The sequence below is a fragment of the Burkholderia sp. USMB20 genome, assembly GCF_000949135.2.
Taxonomy (GTDB): domain Bacteria; phylum Pseudomonadota; class Gammaproteobacteria; order Burkholderiales; family Burkholderiaceae; genus Burkholderia.
The window spans coordinates 289,836-312,095 of sequence record NZ_JTAN02000019.1; the positions used below are offsets into that span (position 1 = coordinate 289,836).

A 22,260-nucleotide genomic window follows, 5' to 3' on the forward strand; every position below is an offset into this window, starting at 1 on the left:
GCGTAGTGGAACGCAGGCAAGCGGTGAGGCGAGGCACCGGCGGCGCATCAGGGCGAACCGCCGCTGACAGGGATCAAGGGGAACGAGATGACGGCAATAGTGCGTATCGACGACGAGGTGATCGGCACCGACGACTTCATCCGCGTGCTGAAGCTCAGCGGGCAGTTCGAGGGCCTCGTCGAACAGCAGGTTCGCGACCGGCTGACGGTGATCGCGGCAAGGAAGATGGGCATGCAGGTCACGCCGGAAGAAATCCAGGAGCGTGCCGACCAGTTTCGCCGCGTGCGCGGGCTGCACCGCGCCGCGGACATGAACCGCTACCTGGACGTGTTCGGCGTCAGTCTCGACGAGTTCGAGCGCTTCATCACCGATACGCTGTACCAAGAAAAGACGCTCGACACGGTGTGCAGCGATGCGGCCGTCGACGCGTACTTCAAGCTCAATTCGCCGAAGTTCGACAGCATCGAGGTCAGCCACATCGTGCTCGATTCGGAAGGCAAGGCGCGCGAGATGATGGCGATCCTCGAGGACGACCCGAGCTGCTTCGGCGACATGGCGCGCGAGCATTCGATCGCCGACACGAGCGAGCGCGGCGGCGTGATCGGCAAGGTGCTGCGCGGCTCGCTGAAGACGGATATCGAGGCCAAGGTGTTCAACGCGCACGTGGGCGACCTGCTCGGGCCGTTCGCGGCGCCCGACGGCGCGTTCTTCGAGATCTTCTCGGTGACCGCGAAACACCCGGCCGCGCTCGACGCCGACGTCGCGTCGGAGGTGCGCCGCCTGCTGCGCGAGGAGTGGCTCGCCGAGCGCGCGCAGGAACACATCATCGAGGCACGCTGATCACGGAGAACCGCATCGATGGACGCACAAGCCCCCGCCCCGGCCAGCACCCCGTCGCTCGCGGCGTTTCTCGCGTCGGTGGAGCCGCTGTCGCTCTTCTCGCACGACGAACTCGATCGCATGGCCGCCCATGCGCAGGTGCGCACCTATGGGTTCGGCGACACCGTCTGCAATCGCGGCGACCTCGCCGAGGGCCTGTATGTGCTGCGCAGCGGGTCCGTGCGCCTGATCGCCGACGAGCGCGGCAAGGAAACCAGCGTCGGCGTGCGCAAGGAACGCGAGGTGTTCGGTGAAATGGCGATGCTGCGCGAATACTGGCACGAGGTGTCGGTGCGCGCGTCGACGAAGACCGAGGTGCTGTGCATCCCGCGCAGCGCGATCGAACCGATCCTGCGCGACAACCCGGCCGCGCAGTCGTTCGTGACGAGCTATGTCGCGATCAGCTCGGCCGGCGGTTTCGTGACGCGGCTGTTCGACCTGCGCGGCAAGCTGACGCGCGCCGAGCTCGAGGAATACGTGTCGAGCGTCGGCGTGAAGCGCGTGCCGGCCGGCAAGGAGATCGTCCGGCAGGGCCCGGGCGGCGACCTGCGGCTGTACGTCGTGCGCCAGGGCGAGGTCAGCGTCTCGTGCCGCGAGGACGGCAACGACTATCCGCTCGCGACGCTCGGCGCGGGCGAGATCTTCGGCGAGCGCGCGTGCCTGCTGCGGCAGGAGCAGGTGGCGACCGTCACCGCCGTCACCGATACGCGCCTGCTCGTCATTCCGGAAAAGACCGTGCACTTCATGCTCGAGCGCAACCCGAAATTGCGCGAGGTGCTCGAGGAGCGCATCCGCTTCGTCGACCAGGAACTGCAGCGGCAGAAGAAGCTCGCCGAACGGCGCCGCCATCCGCTGCAGATCGACATCGGCGCCGACGCCGCGTTCGGCGAGCGCATGATCAAGCGTTTCGTGCTGGTCGAGCAGGCGGAGGAAATGGATTGCGGGGCCGCGTGCCTCGCGATGATCTGCCGTCACTACGGCGTCGCGATGACGCTCGGCAAGCTGCGCGATCTGGCGAACGTGACGACCCAGGGCGCGACGCTCGACAGTCTCGCGCGCACCGGCGAGGCGGTCGGCTTCGCGACGCGCGGCGTGCAGTGCACGTACGAGGCGCTGCTCGGGTTCGACCTGCCGTTCATCGTGCACTGGGAGGGCTACCACTACGTCGTCGTGTACGGCGTGTCGAAGTCGTGGGTGCGGATCGCCGATCCGGCGCTCGGCTTCAGGAAGCTGAGCGTCGAGGCGTTCGAGCGAGGCTGGAGCGGCACCTGCCTGCTGTTTACCGCGAGCGGGCCGGCCGCGGCGCCGGTCGAGTCACGCTCGCCCTGGGTGCGCTTCATCGGCTATCTGCGCCCTTACCGGAAGATCCTCGCGCACCTGTTCCTCGCGACGTTCGTGATCCAGATGCTGGGCGTCATACCGCCGCTCATCATCCAGAACATCCTCGACGGGGTCGTCGTGCACCAGAACGTGAGCCTGCTGCACCTGCTGATCGCCGGGCTCGTCGTTTCGCACGTGTTCACGCAATTGATGACCACGATCCGCGCGCATCTCTCCAACTTCATGGTGCGCAGCCTCGACTTCGCGATGATGTCGCAGTTCTACAAACACACGATGTCGCTGCCGTATTCGTTCTTCGCGCGCCGCAAGAGCGGGGACGTGTTCGCGCGCTTCCAGGAGAACCAGACGATCCGGGCGTTCCTGACGGAGTCCACCGTGACCACCGCGCTCAATCTGCTGATGATCTTCATCTACTTCACGATCATGTTCCTCTACAACGTGAAGATGACGCTGGTGCTGATCGCGTTCGTGATCCCGATCATGGCGCTCACGGCGCTCGCGACGCCGAAGCTGAAAGGCTATGCGCGCGAGGTGTTCGCCGCGTCCACCGATGCGAAGTCGCTGCTGATGGAGACGCTCGGCGGCGTCGAGACCGTGAAGGGCATGGGCATCGAGCGCTCGGTACGGCTGAAGTGGGAGCGCAAGTATGCGAAGGCGCTCGACGTCCAGTACCGCGCGCAGGCATTCAACATCCTGGTCGCGCTGGGCAGCCAGTTGCTGAATGCGGCGACCACCATCGTGATCCTGTGGGTCGGCGCGAACCTCGTGCTCGCCCATGAACTCAGCATCGGGCAACTGATCGCCTTCAATGCGTTCATGGGCAGCGTGCTGGCGCCGCTGATGGGGCTCGTCGGCATGTGGAGCCTGATGAACGACGCGGCGGTGGCAATGGAACGGCTCGGCGACGTCCTCGACCTCGAACCCGAACAGCAGCCGTCCGGACTGGCCTCGCGCGTGCTGCTGCCCGACCTGCAGGGCGACATCGGCTTCGAGGGCGTGTATTTCCGCTACGGCGGCAACGAAACACCTTACGTGCTCGAGAACATCAACTGCACGATCAAGCGCGGCGAGATGGTGGCCATCGTCGGGCGCAGCGGTTCGGGAAAAACCACGCTGGCGAAGCTGCTGGTGGGATTCTATGCGCCCACGGACGGCAAGATCGTGGTCGACGGATACGACATGAGCGCGATCGACAAGGCGTACTACCGCCAGCAGATCGGCTATGTGATGCAGTCCAATCTGGTGTTTTCCGGCTCGATTGCCGAGAACATCGCCTGCGGCGACACGAGCCCCGACTGGCGCCGCATGGAGGAGGTCGCCCGGATGGCCGACGCGCATGCCTTCATCAGCAAATTGCCGCTCGGCTACGAGCAGGTGGTGGGCGAGCGCGGCGTGGGCCTGTCGGGCGGCCAGATCCAGCGGCTCTGCATCGCGCGCGCGCTGTATCACGACCCGCGCCTGCTCGTGTTCGACGAGGCGACGTCGTCGCTCGACACGCAGTCGGAGAGCAACATCCTCGCGAACATGCACGAGATCCTGCAAGGGCGCACGGCGGTGATCATCGCGCACCGGCTCAGCACCATCATGCGGGCCGACAAGATCCTCGTGCTGTACGAAGGCGCGATCGTCGAACAGGGCTCGCACGACGAGCTGGTCGCCCTTCAGGGCATGTATTACCAGCTCGTGCAGAAACAGCTGGGCGCATCATGAAACTCTTCGACCCGCACGGATTCGGCAACTCCGCGGTCTCGTATGCCGGCCTGCTCGAGAAGATCGAGATCCTGCGCTCGATGCTGCGCTGGGCGCCCAAGCTCGAGCGTGTCGACATCGAAAAGCTGCTCAATCAGGCGAACGTGCTGCGCGACGAAGTCATGCAGATGTCGCGCAAGGAGCGCTTCGTCGAGGCCGCCGTGGCCGCGCCGCAGGCGCCCGACGCAGCCGATTCGGCCGACGCGCCGGAGGCGCCCGCGCCCGCGGTGCAACGACGGCGGCAGGCGTTGATCGAGCGCAGCTTCATCTTCGAGGGCATTTTCGGCGACAACCCGAAGCTGCTCGCCGCACTCGAAATCGCCGAGAAGGCCGCGCCGACCGATCTGCCGGTGCTGATCGACGGCGAGAGCGGGACCGGCAAGGAGCTGATGGCGAAAGTCATCCACGCGAACGGGGCGCGCGCCGACCGGCCCTACATCTCGGTGAACTGCGGCGCGATTCCCGACAACCTGCTCGAATCCGAGCTGTTCGGCCACCGGCGCGGCGCGTTCACCGGCGCGTCGAACGATCGCAAGGGCAAGTTCGAGAGCGCGCACACCGGCACGATCTTCCTCGACGAAATCGGCGAATTGCCGCTGTCGGGCCAGGTCAAGCTGCTGCGCGTGCTGGAATCGCACGAGATCCAGCGGGTCGGCTCGGACGAGCCGATCAGCGTCGACACGCGCATCGTCGCCGCCACCAACAAGAATCTGCGGCAATTGAGCGAGCAGGGGCTCTTTCGCGAGGACCTGTTCTATCGCCTGAGCGTCATTCATCTGACCTTGCCCGCGCTGCGCGAGCGTCGCGACGAAATCCCGCTCCTGCTCGCGTACTTCGGCGACGAGGCGGCAGGGGCGCTGAAGCGCAGGCCACTCAAGACGACGCCGAAGCTGCGCGACTTCCTGCTGACGTACGCGTATCCGGGCAACATCCGCGAACTGCGCAACCTCGTCTACCGTCTGTCGTGCCTCGCCGGCGAGGTCGCGGATATCGAGCACCTGCCCGAGGACATCCGGCCGAAAACCGGGGCGGCCGCCGTTCGCGCGACCGATGACGGCACGTCGGGCAGGCCGATGTCGCTCAGCGACGCGAAGCGTGCGGCAAGCGACGAGGCGGAGCGTGCGTTTCTCGAACGCGGGTTGCAGGAGACCGGCGGCACCGTGGCCGAACTGGCGCGCCGTTGCGAGATGAACCGGTCGCACCTGCAGATGCTGCTCAAGAAGCACGGCATCCGTTCGAAAGCGTTCCGTCATCAGGACCCCGCGACGCCCGACAAGGACGCGTAGGCGTCGCGCGATCGTTCAGCGTCGCACGGAAGGATTGGCGAGCGTCCGGTCCGACGCATCGGGATCGGACGCGCGGATCACGACCGCGGTGACGTTGTCCCGGCCGCCCGCGCGCAACGCGAGGGCGACGAGCTCGTCCGTTGCGCGCGCGCAATCGCCGCAGGCGAGGGCGGCCGAGATGTCGGCTTCGTCGAGCTCGTTGCTCAGGCCGTCGCTGCACAGCAGAAACATGTCGCCGTCGCATACGTCGATGCGTCGTTCGTCGAGCTGCAGTTGCTCGGCGGCGCCGACCGCGCGCGTGATCACGTGCTGCGACGGGTGATGGCGCGCCTGCTGTGCGCTCAGGTGGCCCTGCGCCTGCAGTTCCGCGACGTGGCTGTGATCGAGCGTGAGCTGCGTCAGGCGCGCGTCGCGGTACAGGTAGATCCGGCTGTCGCCGGCCCACAGCCAGCCGCATTGGCGGCCGCTCGCCAGCAGCACCGCCACCGTGCTGCCGATCATGCGCACGCCGCGCCGGGCGGCCGATTCGCGCAATTGCGCGTTGACGGCATCGAGCGCGGTACGCGCCGCCGCGATGAAGTCCGCCAGCGTGGCCGGGGCGGCCAGCCGATCCAGCGCCTGCACGATCATCCGGCTCGCGAGGTCGCCGGCCGAATGTCCGCCCATGCCGTCCGCAACGGCCCACAGGCCACGGTGCGGCAACGCGAGGCAATCGTCTTCGTTGATCTCGCGAACCCGGCCCACGTCGGTGCGTGACGCCGAAGTCCATTGCAGTTCTGCGCTCACGGCGCGCCATTCCTTTTCGTTCAGGGCGGGTTCATGCCGATCAGGGCTTGTGAACGCGCGTTGCCGGCCGGCTTGAAACCGGCGCTAGACGAGCCGGTTCCTGCCGTCCGCGCCGACCCCGACCACGATGTTCGCGCCAGGCGCCGAGTTCGCGACGTCGATGTTCTGGATCTGGTTGAGAACCTGGTTCGCGTAGAACGTGTTGTACGTCTGATAGAGGTTGACGACCGGCCCGAACGCAGGCGCCGGCGGCGTGTACGGCTGGATCCAGCCGAATACCCACGGCGCGCCTGCGCCGCGGATGAACGACATCGTCTTGCGGTCGATGTCGCGCTGCATGTGAAGGTCGGTAATTGCGAGCGTGGTCATGATGCGTCTCCGAATGGGGCTTGCCGACGAACCGGGTACCCGATACGTGCAAACCTCGTGCCATGCGCGACACGACCCGCGTGCGTGGCCCGGGCGCGGGCGTCGATCCGCCCGGGCGCCACGCGCGGCAAGGCAAGGCGCGATCGACACGCGTTGTTTGCATCCTAGTGCGTCGCGGCCTCGTCCCGCAATGGTTGTACGCGAGCCAACAGTCGGGGCCACGAACGTGGCCGCGAAACCGACACGTGCTCCGGCACATGCAGACGGCGGTCGGGCGCGCCAACTGGTGCTGTCTCACCAACAAAATCCCCGGCAAACGGTTGGCCGCGCGGCGACAGCGCAGTGCGCGGTTCGCCGGGCGCTTCCCGCCAGGCCTTGCACGGCGGGCGCCGCGAAGAGTGGCACGCTTGATGCAGGTTAGTTGGCAACCGGCCGACCCATGAGCAACACGGGCGGCCGCCAACCTGCAGACGGAGCCCGTCATGGAACGCGACCTTCAACCAGTGAACAGCATTGCGGACGCAAGCGCGCAGGCAGCTTTGCTGTCCGGCGGCGTCGATGCACTGCCGCTCGGCGCGCACCTGGTTTCCGATCGCGGCGCCTACAGCCATCACGGCATCTACGTCGGCGACGGGCGCGTCGTCCACTACGCGGGGCTGTGCACGTCGCTGCATCGCGGCCCGATCGAGGAAGTCACGCTCGAACGCTTCGCCGCCGGTCACGCGGTGCGCGTCGTGCCGCATCCGTACGCCGCCTATGCGGGACGCACCGCGGTGCTGCGCGCGCGTTCGCGTCTGGGCGAAAACCGCTATCGCCTGCTCACGAACAACTGCGAGCACTTCTGCACGTGGTGCGTGGAAGGGACGGGCCACAGCGAGCAGGTTCGCACCTGCGTCATGCATCCGCGGACGGCCGTCCGGTTCGCGCTGTCCGTCTGCCGCGCGCTGCTCGCGGCGCGGCGCGCGGGCGGACGAGGTGCCGCGGCCGCCATCGCCGCCGCATGAGCGACGTCCCGGCGCGTTCGACATCGTCATCAGGGGGCTCAAATGAACGGAACCGAATCCTCGCTGCGCATGCAGGTCGACAAGTGGCTCGCGCCGAGCGCGCGCGTGCCGGCGCGCATCGTGCGCTTCAGCCGCCTGCCGGCGCAACGGCGGCGCTTCGTCTGCGTCGAGGCCGTGCATCCGGCCGGCACGATCGCGATCTTCTTCTTTCGTCACGACGACGGCTCGTGGTGCGTGTTCCCGCCGGCCGATCGGCGGCCCGCGATGATGTCGCAGGCGGCCTGACCGTGCATGCGCGGCCGGGTGGTGTGCCGTCAGCGCAACAGGGTCGGGCGCGCCGGGGACGCCGCCGTTTCGGCCGCCGGTGCTTGCTTCAACGCAGCCCCGCGGGCGTCGGTGTGCAGATAGGGGAAAGGCTGCGGCGCGAGCATCGTCTGATGCGCACGGACCCGCGCGCCACCGCTGATGGCGGCCATCGCCTGGCGGTCGAGGTCGACGCTTTCGGGAAGATCGTTGATGACGAGCACGCCCATGGTTGACTCCGCGAAATCGGATGGAAGAGGGGCAGCCATGCAGCATCGTGCGATGTGCCGACGTACCGGGAATCTGTCCAGTATAGGTTCGCCGCACGACCGCGCGCGCTGGAAAATCGACCGGGCAGCGCGGGTGCGCATGGACGGCGAAAACCTGAAGCCGGTTCGCGATCGATCGACGTGAATTCTAGTTCCGGCACCGATTGCACAGGGCGTGACCGCAGACTAGTATGATTTGTTAGACGTCCTGTCAGAAGGCCTGCGGCCGGTGCGGCGCGCAGCCGGATTCGTCTGATGATGACGTGGCAGCGTGCGCAGCTTCGATGGTGTCCGGTGCATCACCGGCATGTCGCGCTGCACGGGTACGTCATCGACGGTCCTTGCCCTGGCGGCGCCGCGGGACGCCGAAGCGGGTCGGCAAGCTGAAGCTGAGTAGACGGCATACGAATGATGAGCTTTGCGCAGCTGATTCAGACATTCCAGAGCGGGACGCTGTCGCAGGAAGCGTTCTTCTCGGAGATCGACCGTGTGCTGGCGACCGATCAGGTCGATTGCGCGCGGTTGCGCGAAGTGCTCGACCAGACGCAAACCACGCAGCCGTTGTCGGACGATATCTATGCGGAAGTGCTGAAACGCCTCGAGCGGTGTCGCGACAGAACGGCATCCGCGGGCGACGCGACCCGGATCCAGGAGAGCCCGCTTCGGCCGGACGCGCGTCCGGGCATCGCGCCCGGGCCGTCGGGCGACGCACTGTCCATTGACGGCGAGCGCGTGAAAGGCATCGGCGATACGCTGAACGGGCGCTTCGTGCTGGAGGAGTGCCTGGGCGTCGGCGGCATGGGTACCGTGTACAAGGCGCTCGACCTGCGCAAGCTGGAGGCGTCGGATCGCAAGCCGCACATCGCGATCAAGGTGCTCAATGTGCAGTTTCGCGGCCAGCCGACGTCGCTGATCGCGCTTCAGCGTGAGGCCCGCAAGGCGCAGACGCTCGCCCATCGCAACATCGTCACCGTCTACGACTTCGATCGGGACGGTCCGCTCGTCTACCTCACGATGGAGTATCTGTCGGGCCGGCCGCTCAGCAAGGTGCTGCGCGCGCCGGACTTCAAGGGCATGCCGCTCGATGCCGCGTTGCCGATCATCGCCGGCATGGGCCAGGCGCTCGCCTACGCGCACGAGCGCGGCTTCGTTCACTGCGATTTCAAGCCCGCCAACGTGTTCCTGACCGACCGCGGTGAGGTGAAGGTGATCGACTTCGGGATTGCGCGCGCATTCCAGCGCCGCGACGAGGATCCCGACGTGACCGTGTTCGACCCGGCGAGCCTCGGCGGCATCACGCCGGCCTATGCGAGCCCGGAGATGTTCGAGCATCTCGAGCCGGATCCGCGTGACGACGTCTACGCGCTCGCCTGCGTCACCTACGAATTGCTGACCGGGCACCATCCGTTCAATCGGCTGTCGGCCACCCAGGCGCGTCACGACCACTTGCGGCCCGAGCGTCATCCCGGTCTCGATCGCACGCAATGGCGAACCTTGAGCGCCGCGTTGTCGTTCGACCGCGCGGCGCGCACGCCCAGCGTCAACCAGTTCCTGGAAGGCATGGGCGTGCTCAAGCCACCCGCCCGGGCATCGGGCGTACGCGTGGGGGTGGCCGTGGGCGCTTGCACGGCGGCGGCGATCGCCGTGCTCTGGTACGGCTACCAGGCGCTTTCGCGCAGCAGGTGACGGGCGCCCTGGCAACGGATACGTCGCGCACGCGACCGCCGGCGGCGGGAATGGCCGGACGGCGAGCGCCGGTGCCGGCAGCGCCCCGCGGCCGCCGCGAACGCGCGCCCGCTGCTGGCCAGGCGCGCCGCCGGGCGCACCGGCACCGGCACGACACCCGCACCCGGCGATCTCGCTGCGGCCGTGACGGCTGCGCTGGCGCGCGTACCGTGTTCGGCGCTGGTTGCATCGGTGCAGGATCGCGTGCTGCAGGTGCGCGGTTATACGGAAGCCGGTGTCGGCATCGGCCGCGTGCGCAGCTCACTCGGCGGCCTGGCGGGCGGCCAGGCGGCGAGGCTCGACGTGCGTCCCGTCGACGCCCGCGATTGCGAGGTCGTGAGCGCGCTGGCGCCGTACTGGCGGTCGAATCAGGCATCGTCACACGCCGCGTCGCTCCGCACGCGAGCGCCGGACGCGCATCTCGCGGAAGGCAGCCCGCTCGTCATCGACATCACGACACCCGGTTACGAGTCGTATGTGAACGTCGATTACTACGTGCTGAACGGCAGCGTCGTGCATCTCGTGCCGAGCAGCCGCGAACGCGACAACCAGGCGCCGCCGAATTACGCCGCGACGATCGGCAGCATGGGCGAGTGGGTGATCGGGCCGCCGTTCGGCACCGAGATGATCGTGCTCCTCGTCACGCCCGCGCCGCTGTTCGACGGGTTACGGCCTTCATCCGAGCCGCGCGCCGCCTATCTCGCGGCAATCGGGCGGCAATTGAAGCTGTTCGAGGCCAAATACGGCGAGGGGCGCATTGCCGCCGATTTCATCCAGATCACGACGCATGCCAACGGCCGCTGAGCGGGCCGATGCGCCGGTCAGCGGCCCAGCGCTTGCGCCGCCTGGTGAATGGCGCGGCGGATGCGGGGAAACGTGCCGCACCGGCATGCGATGTTCTTCATGGCTTCGTCGATCTGGTGGTCGTCGGGGCGAGGGCAGCGCATCAGCAGCGCGGTGGCGGCAATCAGCTGGGCGCTCTGGCAATAGCCGCATTGCACGACGTCGACGGCAATCCACGCGTTCTTCAGCGCCCGCGCTTCGACGCCGTCCAGCCCTTCGATGGTGGTGATGCGCGCGCCGTTCAGCGTACCGACCGGCAGCTGGCACGCGGGCACGGCCTGATCGTTCAGGAGCACCGTGCACGCACCGCAGACGCCGACACCGCAGCCGAACTTCGTGCCGGTCAGCTTCCGTTCGCACCGAATCACCCAGAGCAGCGGCGTGTCGGGCTCGGTATCGAGGTCAGCGGTTTCCCCGTTGATACGGACTGACACCATCGGTCGTCTCCTTGCCCGGGCGGGCTCGGCTTGATGAGCGGCAGGGTGCGATGACGCACGCCCGTGAGCGCATACAGCGCATTCGCCACGGCCGCCGCGATCGGCGGCGTGCCCGCTTCGCCGACGCCGTGCGGCTCGGTCCCGCCGGCCAGGACTTGCGTGACGATCTCGGGGCAAGTCTCCATGTTGACCAGCGGATAGCTGTCGAAATACTGCTGCGCGACTTGCCCGTTCTCGATCGTGATCGCCTGCTCCAGCGCGGCCGACAATCCGAAGATGATCCCGCTCTCCATCTGCTGCTCGACCAGGTTCGGATTCACGGCCAGCCCGCAGTCGATCACGCAGAACACGCGCGTCACGCGAAAGCCGTCACCGTCCTGCCGGAGTTCGGCGACTTGCGCGACCACGCTGCCGAACGATTCGTGCATCGCCACGCCGCGTGCGCGCCGCGCGCCGGTCTCGTCACGCCACGCGAGCGGCGAACGCCAGCCGGATAGCGCGACGAGCGCCCGCAACACGGCCACGTGGCGCTGGTGCGCCGGCTGCTTCAGCATGTCGAGCCGAAACTGGATCGGGTCCTTGCGAGCCAGCGCCGCCATCTCGTCGATGAAGCTCTCGACGAAGAATGCCTGATGCGAGTGTCCGACGGAGCGCCAGTAGCCAACGGGGACCGGGAGCGTCACCGTATTGTGCTGGACGAGAATGTTCGCGCATTCATAGGGCAGGTCGAATGCGCCTTCCGCCGTGGTGGCGTCGGGCAGCCATTTCGCGGCGAGGCCCGGCATGCCGAAGGTGCGCGGCATCGCCTGCGCGCTGATCGACTGGCTCGCCGACACCCCTTTCCAGGCAACCAGCCTGCCGCTCGCATCGACGGCGCCGCTGTATCTCGCCACGCAGGCCGGGCGGTAGAAGTCGTGCGTCATGTCCTGCGGGCGCGACCAGATCGTCTGGACGGGCCGCCCCTTCGCATGAAGCGCGATGGCGGCCGCCTGCGTGATGAAGTCGACCTCGAGCCGCCTGCCGAAGGCCCCGCCGATCAATTGCTGGTTCACGACCACCTTGTCTTCGTCCAGGCCCAGCAGCGCCGCGACTGCCCGGCGTGCCACCATCGGAACCTGCGTGCCGCACCAGATCGTTGCCGCGTCGTCGTCGACCCGCACCGTGCAATTCATCGGTTCCAGCGGCCCGTGAGCCAGGTACGGCACTTCGTACTGCGCGACGAACGGCTTCGCGTGGCCCAGCGCCGCATCGGCATCGCCGGCGGCGTAGAACACGTGGCGCCCGTCATCGCCGTCGAGGGCGCGCGTCAACGCCGCGCGGACGTCCGCGGTATTCACGCCCGCAGCCGGCCCGTGATCCCATGTGACCGGCAACCCGCACAACGTCCGCATGGCGATGAAGGGATTGTCGGCAATGACGGCAACGCCTCCCGTTCCGCCGTGGTATGGCGCGATCGTGAAGACACCGGTCACGCCCTTCAGGCCGCCGACCCTGGACCGGTCGACCGCCAGCGCCGTTCCGCCGAGTGTCGGGCACATCGCGACGCTCGCATACAGGAGCTTGTCCGGAAGCACGTCGATGCCATAGCGCGCGCTGCCGTCGAGCTTCGCGTGCGCCTCGATGCGGCCCAGCCGTTTCCCGACCAGCATGAAAGTCTTCGGGTCCTTCAGAGCGACATGTGCCGGGCGCGGCACGTCCCGCGCGCGCTCGACCAGTTCGCCGTACGTCGCCGAGCGCCCCGACCGATGCAGCACCACGCCGGCTTTCGTCTCGCATTCGGCGACGGGCACCTGCCAAAGCTGCGCCGCGGCGCTGCGCAACATGATGCGGGCCGTGGCGCCCGCTTCGCGCATGGGCCCCCACAGATCGATCATGCTCGTCGATCCGCCCGTTACCATCGAACCCAGATAGCGTGCGCCGTGGCGCACCAGGGCCGCCGCGCCGCGCGCGAGCAGGCTGTCGTCATCGGGACGAAACGGCAGGCCGTCGGCCAGTGATTCGCGGTCCTTGTAGATCGTGTCGAGCGGGGACATGACGATGCGCGCGCGCGACCAGTCCGCATCCAGCTCTTCGGCCAGCAACATGGCCGCGCCGGTATGTATCCCCTGGCCCATTTCGGATTTGCTCATGACGATCGTCACGTCGTTAGCGGAACTGATCATCACCCAGCCGTTCAGCGGCACATCGACGCGCGACATCGCCAGCTGCGCGGGTATGGCCAGCCGGTCGTCGCGGCGCCACCACGCCCAGCCGATCACCAGCGTGCCCGCCACGCCCGCACTGCCCAGCACGAAGGTTCTGCGCGTCAACATGAGGTGGCCGCCGACATGTGTTGATCGAGTCACGGCGCCGCCGGCGAATCACGCCACGCGCCTCCGGCATTCAATGTTTCGAACACAATCCGACATTTCATTGCAGCTGCAATCACCTATATTAGTCACTGATCTCGGCAACCGAGAACCTGAATGTGAGGTTCGTTTGAAACAAGCGCTGAAGAGGCGGCCTGCAGCGACCGGATCGACATGCGTGGGGTTCCGGGACGCGAAGCGCATCGAGCCGGCCGCTTCGAACGCACCACCGCCGGAGGCCGTCGATGCTCGTCGATGAGGTTCACGCGTTGCTGCTCGGATTGCCGGCGCCGTGGCGAGCAGCGTTCGAACGTCACGGTCTCGACCTGTCCGATTCGGGCACGCCCGAGGAGACGGCGAAGCGACTGAGCCGGCCGCTGCCGATCGACTGGGACGATCCGCGCATTCACGATCTCTGCCCGGACACCACGCGGGCGATCGAGCCCGGCGACCCGGCACGCAGTCTCGTCTATCACCTGCTCGCACTGTCCACGTGCCCGGCGCCGGATGCCGGCGTGCGCCTCGAGGCAATCGACTTGCTGGAGAACTACATCGATTCGCTGGCGCCGTTGCCGCCCGACTGGCAGACGCTGGACATCGCGGTGCTGGCTTATCAGTACCGGCCCGCGCGCCGTACCGGACATCAGCAGCATGCGGACCTCGTGTTCTCGCGACTCGGCATTGCCCGCAACGGCGACGTCGACGCAAGCTACGACGAGCAGACCCGCAGCTTCGTGCCGCACGTGCCGGACGGGATCGAGCATGTCCGCGCGATGCCGGCGCGCTATGGCGCGTTTCTCGTGCGCCGGGTCACCGGCCCCGGCACGCTCGCGCTGATCGAGGGCAGGCAAGCGGGCGACGATCGGCGCACCTTCATCGAACCGGTGCGCAAGCTGTTTCCCGATGAATGCCTGCCCGGACGCCGGTTGACGTTGCAATATGGCCACTGCCATCGCGGCGAGAAGCTGAAGCGGGCCGTCGAGGCGCGCTGGGGCGTGCGGCCGTCGCCGTCGGGCGATCTGGGCGGCGCACCGTATGCGATCTGCTCCGAGGACGCCGGCACGGCACCGCCTGCCGGCGCGAGCACCCCGGCAGTCGCACTGAAGCGTTCGGGCGCGGCCGTGCTCCTGATCCCGGCCGCGCGGCCGCTGATCGAGCCGGTGAACGCCGCCAACTTCGGCGTGCACGGCTTCGGCGTGCCGGCTCGATGGCGGCTGGCCCCGCTCGCCAACCGGCGCTTCACGACGATGAGAATCATCACGAATCTGTGGAAGCTGGTGCTGGCCGCCGTCGACGACGTGCGGCAGCACTATTTTCCGCATTTCGCGCCCGCCTGGCTTCGATTTCCCGAACCGCGCAATGCACCGGAGTTCATCAACATCCGGCACAAGGCGCATGAGGACGGCTCCTGCACGGATATGCGCGCGCATCCCGTCGACCGACAGGCATTCCTCGGGGAAGTCGGCAAAGGCGGCTATCGCGCGCAGCTGTTTCTGGATCACTGCAGCGAAGGCGTCGTGACGATCCGTATCGCCGAGCTGGCGGGACACGCGGTACACCCGGCCTATTCGGTCGTTGCCGCGCCGGATTTCTACCCGTACGCCGACCAGGCGGAATTGCAGCGCTGGTTCAAGGACCGGCGGATCGATCCGAAGTCGCAGTTCAGGAGCGGCTCGCCGATATCGCTCAGCGCCGAGCGCCTGCCGGCCAATCCCCATCACGTCGATCCGTTCAGCCATACGCAGGCGTTTTCGCCGCGTGACGAGACGGTCGCCGTCGCGTTCAGCCGGGCGGCACGCTCGGCGCGGCGGCGGGACCGGGACGTGCAGATGCCGCGCATGACCTCGTTCCTGTCGGACGCGTCTTCGGGCGTGTTTGCGCCCGGCTGGGACGTCACCTATGCGGGCAACCGGCGCGGCATCTTCCTCGCCACCTTCGGGCTCGGCAGCCCGTTCGCCGAAGATATCAAGCTGTGCGCGGCCTCCAACAGCTTCTGGCCCGCCGTGAGCCCCGATGCGTCCAGAACCTTCAACCGGAGCGACGCGCCGACCGCGATCCCGATGCTCGACCATGAACTCGGCCTGCATCCGTGTCATCCGCTGGTCACGCGCGGCGACGAGTCGAACACGCGGCGCGGATGGGACGGCGAATACGGCCCGTACCTGACGCCCGACGGCAGCGTGGATTACGCGGACATCGAACGCTCGGACTACGTCGCCAACGCGCTGCACGGCGAGATGCTGTACGGCGCGTTCGAGCATGTCGATTCGGCCGAGCTGATCCGGCGCATCGGTGCATTGCGCCATGCCGTCGCCGCATGCGACCACGGACAAACGCCGTCGCATACGAAGCTGTGGCTGGTATCCGCGCGGGCACTTCGCGAAGCCGACGCTGCGGACGCGTCGGGCGTTGCCGCGCGCTATCGCTTTCTTTTCGTTCTGCCTGCTGCCGATGCGACGCCGGCGCAGCACATGCCGGGACGGCTGCGCGTGCGCTACGGTGAGGCGATCCGTTGCGATGCGACCGAGGCCCGGGTGATCGGCCCCGTGCTGCGCAGCGCACCGGGGCCGGACGCGCTCGGGCTTTACTGAAGGGAACCGCGATGAATGCGATCGACGTGCTCGTGGTCGGCGACGGGCCTGCCGGATGCGCTGCCGCGATCGCGGCAGCAAGAGTGGGCGGCAACGTGTGGATGCTGGGCCACGGGCGTTCGCGGGCGGCGCCGGAATGCGTGTCCGGCGCCGCGCTCGCGCTGCTCGATCGACTGGCGCCGAGCCTCGCGCGGCAACCGCATACATGGCTCGATGATGTGGCCGATGCGCAGCGGGGACGTGCGGTCATCCGCAGCCGGCTCGACGACGGCCTGCGTGCCGAAGCGCTGGCTGCCGGCGTTCGCTATGCGCGTGCGCCCGCCGGCGGGTTTCTCGCGCGTGTCGAACACGGCGCGGTCATGGGCATCACGCACGGCGACGGCGATGTCGGCGCAAGCACCGTGATCGATGCAACCGGCGTCAACGGGTGGCTGCGTCGCGCGATGCGGCTCGAGGTGGCGACCGACTCTTCGCTGTTCTGGCTTCGCCGCGGCTACGCGCGCGGGCCAGGCACGCACCCCGGCACATATTGGAACATCGCGCGCGGCGGCTGGCTGTGGATGAGGGCGACGTCCACGTTCCGGATCTGGACGTCGCTATCGACGCTGCGCGATGGCGAGATCGCGTGGCCGGCGGACACGACACCCGTCGGACCGATGTGGCGCGAGGGCAGACGCTGGCAGTGCGTGCGCCGGACCGCGGGCCCGGGCTATATCGTGTGCGGCGATGCGGCGGGTTATCTCGACCCCGCGACAGGAGACGGTTTGCGTTTCGCCATCGCTTCCGGCCTGCGCGCGGGCGCAATGGCCGTCGACGTTTCGCGTCATCCCGGTCGGGCAAGCGTGCTGGCCGCGCTGTACTGCGACTGGGTGACAGACAGCTACGAGCGCAGCAGAGCCGTGTTGGCACGGAGTTACGCGCGTGCGGGGCTCGATCTCGGATGGCGCGACGCAGTCCGCTGCGCGGCAGTGGATGCGGCATGAAGGCCGGTTGCGCTTTCACCATGCAAAGAAGCCCGCCAGCGGGAGCTGGCGGGCTTGAAACGCCGCAGGACGAACCCGCGGCGGGCTGAGGAACTTCGGTACGACTCGATCGAAACACTGCTGCGACTGCAAGCAAGCATCGCGAAACTTACAGGCCCAGCTTCGCGATGACCTGGCCGCCGAGGTTGTTGATCGAGTTGGTCACGCTGGTGAGATCCTGGTGGGTCGATGCATCGACCTGCGTCACCGGCGCCGTGATGGTATTGGCGCTGGCGAACGAGAATCCGCCGCCGGTCACGATGTTGTTGATACCTGCGTTCTGGAACACGCTACCCCCGCTGACGGAAGCCATTTCCTTGCGGCTGAGTTCGTGGGCGTGGGACAGATCGTTGATCATCAGTGCGGACATGGTCAATCTCCTTGAGTGTGCTGCGGTTTGGAAAGAGCACGTTTCGTTGCGCTCGCAGCTATCAATGCACGGCGCGTGCCAGGCTCTGCTCATGCGCGCGGGAAACACATCCAACCTCATGAAAACAAACGAAATTCAATCCGCTCGACGCCATTTCACCGGGTTCGCCGGGCAAGATCGGAGCACGGCGGTGTCGGGTTCTTCCAGACGGTTTCCGCGTCTGCTGTTCTATCCCGGCCAACAGGAACGGGACGTGACGCTGGCGATTCGCGTCGAAGGCATCGACGGGCAGCCGCAGCGTGTGAGCGCCTGCGCAGGAAAGCCCTCGACGCGATGCTGCGCCGACGGTCGGCGGCAACCGGCATTGGCGCAACGATCGTCACGAGGTACTTCGGATCACTGAATTTATCGCGTACCATCCGGAATGGCACAACGCATCGGGACTGCCGCGCCGACGGCCAACGGGGCATCGATGCGACCACGCGGCACCATGACTGGCGCCGCGGCGCCATCCGCCTCGACGAGGCGAAGCGGATCCGCGTGCAGGGAAGGGAGGTCGAAGGCGCGGCGGGATCAGCCCGGCCGCTGATGGGCGCGGGCGGTGCTGTTGACGGGGCGTCGGCCCGTCTGCCCGTTCATGCCGGCTTCGTTTTTATCATGCAGGGAAGCCCGCCAGGGAACACGGCCTGGCGGGCTTTGAACGCCGCGAGGACAACCCCGCGGCGGGCTGGAGCGTTTCGGTCGACGCTGTCGGACACGGTTGCCGCTGAGCGGACATCCGGCGCAGCTTAGAGGCCCAGCTTGCCGACGACCAGGCCGCCGAGGTTGTTGATCGAATTGGTCACGCTGGTGAGATCCAGGTGGGTCGATGCATCGACCTGGGTGACCGGGGCCGTGATGGTATTGGGGCTCGCGAACGAGAAGCCGCCGCCGGTTGCGATGTTGTTGATTCCGTAGTTCTGGAACACGCTACCACCGCGGACGGAAGCCATTTCCTTGCGGCTGAGTTCGTGGGCGCGGGACAGGTCGCTGATCATCAGTGCGGACATGATAAATCTCCTAAGTTTGCTGCGGTTTTGGAAGAGAGCACGTTTTCGTTGCGCTCGCAGCTACAAATGCATGGGGCGTGCCAGCCCGCGTCACGCCTGCGCGATGGGCGCTTAACCCGATGAAAACAAAGGACATTTCATCCAGATCCCGATAATTCGCCGCGTGCGCCGGGCAAGCTCGCGGAAAGACGATGTCGGGTGTTGCCAAACAATTTGCCGGGCAACTGTTTCGCGTCATCCAACACGAAGGCGGCCTGGCTGCCCGCATTGGCTTCGCTCGGTCCGGCCTCGCGATGCCGCCGGAAATCCGCGGATGCTTCGGGTCGTGCGTATCGGAACCGTGGCGCACCTGCGTCAGGAGATCGTCGTCATGAGCGCGCTTGAATACGATGTCGTCGTGGTCGGCAGTGGCTTCGGGGGCGCGGTGGCGGCCTGCCGCCTCGCGGAAGCGGGATGGAGGGTGCTGGTGCTGGAGCGTGGCCGGCGCTGGACGCCGAAAACGTATCCGCGCGACGAGACCGACCCGTGGCTCTGGAACCAGCAGAACCCGCAACGCTTCCACGGCTGGGCCGACCTGCGTGTTTTTTCCGACATGTCGGTGGTGACGGCCGCGGGCGTCGGCGGCGGGTCGCTGATCTACGCCAACGTCTCGGTCGAGGCCAAACCCGACGCGTTCGAGCATGGCTGGCCGCCGGAGATCACGTACGAGGCGCTCGAGCCTTATTACCGGCGCGTGGGCTGGATGCTGTCGGTCCAGGAGGTGCCCGACAACCAGATCAGCGAACGCACCCGCTTGTTGCGCGATGCGGCCGACGCCTGCGGCTGGGGCGATCGGTATCGCAAGTTGCCGCTCGCCGTGTCGTTTTCGTCGACTTACGATCCGTCCTTGCCCGACGCGCGCGACGACCGGCATTCCGTCAGGCACGTCAACGTGCACGGGGTATCGCAAGGCACGTGCGTACACTGCGGCAATTGCGACATCGGATGCCAGGTGTCGGCGAAGAACACGCTCGATCTCAACTATCTGGCCGTGGCCGAGCGCCATGGCGCAACGATCCTGCCGCTGCACGTCGTGCACAAGCTCGAGCCGCTCGGCCAGGGATGGCGCGTGCATTTCAACGTCATCGATCCGGCCGCGGGCAGTTTCATGCCCGGATACGTCACCGCGACCAGGGTGATCGTCAGCGCCGGATCGATCGGCAGCACCGAGCTGCTGCTGCGCTGTCGCGACGCGCATCGCACGCTGCCGAATCTATCGCCGCGGCTCGGCTGGGGCTGGGCCTTCAACGGCGACTTCGTGACGCCGGCCTTCTACGGCAGCCGGAAGATCTCGCCGTCGCACGGCGTCACCATTTCCGCCGCGATCGACCTGCTCGACGGGGCTGCCGACGGTGGTCAGCCTTTGTTCGTCGAGGATGGCGGCGTGCCCAACCTTGCGCATGATTTCGTGCGCCGCCACCTGCAGCGCTCGCACGGCACGGCGATGCGCACGTTCTGGCGCGCCTTCGCGCGCCATTTCGATTGCGACGACCCGGTCGAGAACATGATGCCCTGGTTCGGCCAGGCGATCGATCCGGGAGACGGGCGCATGCGTCTCGGTCGCTGCTGGTTTGCGCCGTGGCGTCGCGTGTTGCGGCTCGACTGGTCGTACACGCGATCGCAGGCGGTGGTCGATGCGATGGTCGACACGCACCGGCGCCTGTCGGCCGCCACGGGCGGCGAACCCTTCGTCCCTCCGACGTGGAGCGACTTCCACAGGCTGATCACCCCGCATCCGCTCGGTGGTTGCAACATGGGGCTCACGCACGCGGATGGCGTGGTAAACGCGGACGGAAAAGTATTCGGTTACGACGGGCTCTACGTGATGGACGGTGCGACGATCCCGCGCGCGCTCGGGCTGAATCCGTCGCGCACGATCGCCGCATTGGCCGAGCGCAACGTCGCCGTGTTGCTTGGCCGGCGTTAAGCGAAGGTGTTCCGGATCGGCGACGGTTGACGGGGCATCCTGATCGTCACAATGGATCGCGTGGAAACGCGCGCCGAACGCATCGGGATCGGACCGAATATCGATATGATTTCCACGCGCGTCCCGTTCGGCGGTCCTGCCTTTGCGAATCGGCAGGTATTGCAGGAGGCAAACACCTATTGTTCGTTGCAAGACGGAGCGATATTGCTTCATCACGAGCCACCGAGTGATTCTGCGCTGCACGGTGGCTACGGCGAGGCGGAGATTGCATTTGATCGTCTGCAGGCAGGAGAACCGATGCTCAAGCGCCCGGCATCAAGGGCGATGCGACAAATGGCGTTGTGTCGAACCAGGTCGAGGTTACCAAGGTCAGGGAGAGTCCAAATGGGACAGTGCCGTCGCAACTATGCGCGCTTCGTCGTCGCCAGCTCGATCGCCGGTCTGGTCATTCTGGCAGGCGCGGGCCACGCGCAAGCCGAGGACAGTCCTGCGAGCTCGCCGGCCGGCTTCAAGCCAGCGGAAAGAAAGATCGACGTCTATGCGGTGTATGGCGACGGACGCGCGACCGAGGGTGGCGACATGCATTGGCGTGCGTACGAAGTCGGTTTCGGCGACGTCCTGAACGACTACTTCTCCGTCTATCTCGCGTACCTGAACGAGGGCCATCCGCTGAATCACCACCGCGATGGCTTCGCCGCGCTGGGTTCGTTTCGTTGGCCGCTCGGCAATCGCTTCGCGCTCGAATTGTCGGCCGGGCCGTATTTCAGCATGGACACGACACACGTCGACAACCAGCCGCGCAACGACAAGCGATGGGGCGTGCGTGCGTCTGCAGCGGTGCGGTATTACGTCGTTCCCGAACGCTTCTTCCTCAAGGTGCAGTACAACCACGTGCAGATGATCGGCGGATTCAACTCCGACGCGGTGCTCTTCGGCATCGGCGCGGATTTTGGCGGCGATCCGGGACCGGCGTTTTCGGACGGCAAGACGCAGGTCGGCGTGTGGGCCGGAACGTCACAGACGAACCGTCCGCAAGTGCCGATCGAAAAGGGCTACATGGTCGAAGTCAAGCGGCCGCTCGGCAATGCGTGGGCCTATTCGGCGAGCTTCATCTACGAGGGCAACAACGGCGTCGCCGGGCGAAGAGGCGTGGCAGCGCAAGTCTGGTACGTCGCGCCGATCAGGAGCAAATGGACGCTTTCGGCAGGCGTAGGTCCGTATCTGTCGCGTGATCGGGACGAGGCCTCGAGCACAACGAGGCTCAACGCGTTGCTCAGCGCACAGGTGACGTATCAGGTCACGCCCGCTTGGGCGGCGAGCTTGCGCTTCAATCGCGTCGCAACCGGCAACGACAAGGATCAGGACATGTTCATGGTCGGCGTGGCACGCAATTTCTAGCACTTGTTTTCAAGCGCAGGCGCATTCTGTTCACAGAGCGTTGCTCGACAAGGCAAAGAACCCGGCGGTCAGCGAGTGGTACGGCGGCACGGGCAGCGCGCTCGAGCACGGGTGGCGCCTCGACGTTCCCGCGATGCGAATCGAGACGCATGCCCATGCGCGGGCCGGTGCGGCCGTCACCTATATCGTGAACGCAGGCGGCGCTGCGTTGCGATCGAGACGCACCAATGCGCGTGACTTTCACACCGTCCACCGATCCCAAGTCGATCGGCTGTCCCTGTCGCCGCGTTTGCCTTCGGGGAGATCAGACTCCGGAAATTCGAGTAACGCGGCGCAACGGGACGACCGGCGAGTGAATTCGGGGTCAGTGTGCCGGCTCATGGCTCGATCGCCGCGTACAATACGCACGAGCGCCCGTGCAAGGTCTCGCGAGCACGAATAGGCTGCCGAATATCCATCAGGCGCTGGGACGAAACCGGCTTCACCGGTCGATATCGCGAGCCCGTGCGGTCGCCTTCGAGCGCG

At 66.8% G+C, this 22,260-nt stretch carries 19 protein-coding genes; 12 read left to right on the forward strand and 7 right to left on the reverse strand.

The genetic code is table 11. The features are described from left to right. Positions 1-87: 87 nt before the first annotated feature. From PL79_RS25885 to PL79_RS25895, 3 genes are read left to right on the forward strand one after another with little or no spacing between them, the layout of a single operon-like run. On the forward strand, positions 88-840 hold the full coding sequence (locus PL79_RS25885; protein ID WP_044846561.1) for a peptidylprolyl isomerase: 753 nt from the start codon (positions 88-90) through the stop codon (positions 838-840). An 18-nt stretch (positions 841-858) separates the two neighbouring features. Further along, positions 859-3,930 carry a peptidase domain-containing ABC transporter gene (locus PL79_RS25890; protein WP_044846562.1) on the forward strand — a complete coding sequence of 1,024 codons (3,072 nt, stop codon included), beginning with the start codon at positions 859-861 and terminating at the stop codon, positions 3,928-3,930. Then, complete coding sequence (locus PL79_RS25895; RefSeq protein ID WP_044846563.1) at positions 3,927-5,255, forward strand: sigma-54 interaction domain-containing protein; 1,329 nt, start codon at positions 3,927-3,929, stop codon at positions 5,253-5,255. The genes PL79_RS25890 and PL79_RS25895 overlap by 4 nt, the downstream gene beginning before the upstream one ends. Positions 5,256-5,270: 15 nt before the next feature. On the opposite strand, the gene PL79_RS25900 is transcribed toward PL79_RS25895, so the two are convergent. Continuing rightward, a complete protein-coding gene (locus PL79_RS25900; protein WP_044846564.1) occupies positions 5,271-6,041 on the reverse strand; it encodes a PP2C family protein-serine/threonine phosphatase in 771 nt (256 codons plus the stop codon). 84 nt (positions 6,042-6,125) lie between these two features. Next, positions 6,126-6,410 carry a hypothetical protein gene (locus PL79_RS25905; RefSeq protein WP_044846565.1) on the reverse strand — a complete coding sequence of 95 codons (285 nt, stop codon included), beginning with the start codon at positions 6,408-6,410 and terminating at the stop codon, positions 6,126-6,128. 482 nt (positions 6,411-6,892) lie between these two features. Here PL79_RS25905 and PL79_RS25910 point away from each other — a divergent pair, with 482 nt between their 5' ends. Both PL79_RS25910 and PL79_RS25915 read left to right on the forward strand, forming a co-directional pair. After that, positions 6,893-7,414, forward strand: coding sequence for a lecithin retinol acyltransferase family protein (locus PL79_RS25910; protein ID WP_044846566.1), 522 nt, complete (start codon positions 6,893-6,895; stop codon positions 7,412-7,414). Positions 7,415-7,456: 42 nt separating this feature from the next. Then, positions 7,457-7,699: a hypothetical protein gene (locus PL79_RS25915; protein WP_044846567.1), complete on the forward strand. Its 243-nt coding sequence runs from the start codon at positions 7,457-7,459 to the stop codon at positions 7,697-7,699. A 29-nt stretch (positions 7,700-7,728) separates the two neighbouring features. Here PL79_RS25915 and PL79_RS25920 read toward each other — a convergent pair whose 3' ends face one another. Next, the gene (locus tag PL79_RS25920; protein ID WP_052664731.1) at positions 7,729-7,947 is read right to left on the reverse strand and encodes a hypothetical protein; all 219 of its coding nucleotides are present in this window, start codon (positions 7,945-7,947) and stop codon (positions 7,729-7,731) included. Between the two features lie 447 nt (positions 7,948-8,394). Between PL79_RS25920 and PL79_RS37060 the strand changes: the two genes are divergently transcribed. Beyond that, complete coding sequence (locus PL79_RS37060) at positions 8,395-9,672, forward strand: serine/threonine-protein kinase (protein ID WP_328592078.1); 1,278 nt, start codon at positions 8,395-8,397, stop codon at positions 9,670-9,672. 183 nt (positions 9,673-9,855) lie between these two features. After that, a complete protein-coding gene (locus PL79_RS37065) occupies positions 9,856-10,515 on the forward strand; it encodes a DUF4384 domain-containing protein (protein ID WP_328592079.1) in 660 nt (219 codons plus the stop codon). A gap of 17 nt (positions 10,516-10,532) precedes the next feature. Here PL79_RS37065 and PL79_RS25930 read toward each other — a convergent pair whose 3' ends face one another. Together PL79_RS25930 and PL79_RS25935 are read right to left on the reverse strand one after the other, a co-directional pair. Beyond that, entirely contained in the window at positions 10,533-10,991 is a 459-nt protein-coding gene (locus PL79_RS25930) for a (2Fe-2S)-binding protein (RefSeq protein WP_044848690.1), read from the reverse strand. Beyond that, positions 10,919-13,303, reverse strand: coding sequence for a xanthine dehydrogenase family protein molybdopterin-binding subunit (locus PL79_RS25935; RefSeq protein ID WP_044848685.1), 2,385 nt, complete (start codon positions 13,301-13,303; stop codon positions 10,919-10,921). Before PL79_RS25935 ends, PL79_RS25930 begins: the two co-directional genes overlap by 73 nt. Positions 13,304-13,584: 281 nt before the next feature. Between PL79_RS25935 and PL79_RS25940 the strand changes: the two genes are divergently transcribed. Further along, positions 13,585-15,930 carry a hypothetical protein gene (locus tag PL79_RS25940; protein ID WP_044848684.1) on the forward strand — a complete coding sequence of 782 codons (2,346 nt, stop codon included), beginning with the start codon at positions 13,585-13,587 and terminating at the stop codon, positions 15,928-15,930. Positions 15,931-16,070: 140 nt separating this feature from the next. Further along, complete coding sequence (locus tag PL79_RS25945) at positions 16,071-16,913, forward strand: NAD(P)/FAD-dependent oxidoreductase (protein ID WP_135801140.1); 843 nt, start codon at positions 16,071-16,073, stop codon at positions 16,911-16,913. Between the two features lie 148 nt (positions 16,914-17,061). Here PL79_RS25945 and PL79_RS25950 read toward each other — a convergent pair whose 3' ends face one another. Continuing rightward, on the reverse strand, positions 17,062-17,322 hold the full coding sequence (locus PL79_RS25950) for a hypothetical protein (RefSeq protein ID WP_044848682.1): 261 nt from the start codon (positions 17,320-17,322) through the stop codon (positions 17,062-17,064). Here PL79_RS25950 and PL79_RS25955 point away from each other — a divergent pair. Then, entirely contained in the window at positions 17,321-17,725 is a 405-nt protein-coding gene (locus PL79_RS25955; protein ID WP_135801141.1) for a hypothetical protein, read from the forward strand. The two genes, PL79_RS25950 and PL79_RS25955, sit on opposite strands and share 2 nt — an antisense overlap. A gap of 385 nt (positions 17,726-18,110) precedes the next feature. On the opposite strand, the gene PL79_RS25960 is transcribed toward PL79_RS25955, so the two are convergent. Continuing rightward, positions 18,111-18,371 (reverse strand): hypothetical protein, encoded by a 261-nt coding sequence (locus PL79_RS25960; protein WP_044848681.1) that lies wholly within the window; start codon positions 18,369-18,371, stop codon positions 18,111-18,113. A 370-nt stretch (positions 18,372-18,741) separates the two neighbouring features. Here PL79_RS25960 and PL79_RS25965 point away from each other — a divergent pair, with 370 nt between their 5' ends. Together PL79_RS25965 and PL79_RS25975 are read left to right on the forward strand one after the other, a co-directional pair. After that, complete coding sequence (locus PL79_RS25965) at positions 18,742-20,337, forward strand: GMC oxidoreductase (RefSeq protein WP_044848689.1); 1,596 nt, start codon at positions 18,742-18,744, stop codon at positions 20,335-20,337. Between the two features lie 384 nt (positions 20,338-20,721). Next, a complete protein-coding gene (locus PL79_RS25975; RefSeq protein ID WP_044848680.1) occupies positions 20,722-21,735 on the forward strand; it encodes a hypothetical protein in 1,014 nt (337 codons plus the stop codon). Positions 21,736-22,260 lie beyond the last annotated feature (525 nt).

Bases quoted from the DNA above. Each gene is read 5' to 3' on its own strand.
- PL79_RS25885 (WP_044846561.1), top strand. From the start codon at position 88: ATGACGGCAATAGTGCGTATCGACGACGAGGTGATCGGCACCGACGAC.
- PL79_RS25890 (WP_044846562.1), top strand. From the start codon at position 859: ATGGACGCACAAGCCCCCGCCCCGGCCAGCACCCCGTCGCTCGCGGCG.
- PL79_RS25895 (WP_044846563.1), top strand. From the start codon at position 3,927: ATGAAACTCTTCGACCCGCACGGATTCGGCAACTCCGCGGTCTCGTAT.
- PL79_RS25905 (WP_044846565.1), bottom strand. From the start codon at position 6,410: ATGACCACGCTCGCAATTACCGACCTTCACATGCAGCGCGACATCGAC.
- PL79_RS25910 (WP_044846566.1), top strand. From the start codon at position 6,893: ATGGAACGCGACCTTCAACCAGTGAACAGCATTGCGGACGCAAGCGCG.
- PL79_RS25915 (WP_044846567.1), top strand. From the start codon at position 7,457: ATGAACGGAACCGAATCCTCGCTGCGCATGCAGGTCGACAAGTGGCTC.
- PL79_RS25920 (WP_052664731.1), bottom strand. From the start codon at position 7,947: ATGGGCGTGCTCGTCATCAACGATCTTCCCGAAAGCGTCGACCTCGAC.
- PL79_RS37060 (WP_328592078.1), top strand. From the start codon at position 8,395: ATGATGAGCTTTGCGCAGCTGATTCAGACATTCCAGAGCGGGACGCTG.
- PL79_RS25930 (WP_044848690.1), bottom strand. From the start codon at position 10,991: ATGGTGTCAGTCCGTATCAACGGGGAAACCGCTGACCTCGATACCGAG.
- PL79_RS25935 (WP_044848685.1), bottom strand. From the start codon at position 13,303: ATGTTGACGCGCAGAACCTTCGTGCTGGGCAGTGCGGGCGTGGCGGGC.
- PL79_RS25940 (WP_044848684.1), top strand. From the start codon at position 13,585: ATGCTCGTCGATGAGGTTCACGCGTTGCTGCTCGGATTGCCGGCGCCG.
- PL79_RS25955 (WP_135801141.1), top strand. From the start codon at position 17,321: ATGGTCAATCTCCTTGAGTGTGCTGCGGTTTGGAAAGAGCACGTTTCG.
- PL79_RS25950 (WP_044848682.1), bottom strand. From the start codon at position 17,322: ATGTCCGCACTGATGATCAACGATCTGTCCCACGCCCACGAACTCAGC.
- PL79_RS25960 (WP_044848681.1), bottom strand. From the start codon at position 18,371: ATGTCCGCACTGATGATCAGCGACCTGTCCCGCGCCCACGAACTCAGC.
- PL79_RS25965 (WP_044848689.1), top strand. From the start codon at position 18,742: ATGAGCGCGCTTGAATACGATGTCGTCGTGGTCGGCAGTGGCTTCGGG.
- PL79_RS25975 (WP_044848680.1), top strand. From the start codon at position 20,722: ATGGGACAGTGCCGTCGCAACTATGCGCGCTTCGTCGTCGCCAGCTCG.